General features: G+C 70.3%; 1 protein-coding gene. It reads left to right on the top strand.

The features are described 5' to 3' along the window. On the top strand, nucleotides 1–394 hold a 394-nt coding region (locus QC029_RS30845), incomplete at both ends, for a proteasome accessory factor PafA2 family protein (RefSeq protein ID WP_279559135.1).

The following is a 394-nucleotide window of genomic DNA, read 5'->3' as shown; positions in this document are numbered from 1 at the left end:
GTCGCCGACGCCAGCCAGCTCACGGACGAGGACATCGGCCTGGCGAACGTGATCCTCACCAACGGCGCGCGGCTGTACGTGGACCACGCCCACCCCGAGTTCAGCGCCCCGGAGGTCACCAATCCGCGGGACGCGGTGCTGTGGGACAAGGCCGGCGAGCGGATCATGGCCGAGGCCGCCCGGCGCGCCGCCGAGGAGCCCGGCACCCAGCCGATCCACCTCTACAAGAACAACACCGACAACAAGGGCGCCTCCTACGGGACGCACGAGAACTCCCTGATGAAGCGGGAGACCCCCTTCTCGGACATCGTGCGCCATCTGACGCCCTTCTTCGTCTCCCGCCAGGTGGTCACCGGCGCCGGACGCGTCGGGCTCGGCCAGGACGGCTCCGAGC

Source organism: Streptomyces sp. DH37 (genome assembly GCF_029813835.1).
GTDB lineage: Bacteria > Actinomycetota > Actinomycetes > Streptomycetales > Streptomycetaceae > Streptomyces.
The sequence above is the reverse complement of the archived record's forward strand: the minus strand, read 5'-3'. Positions and strand labels throughout refer to the sequence as shown.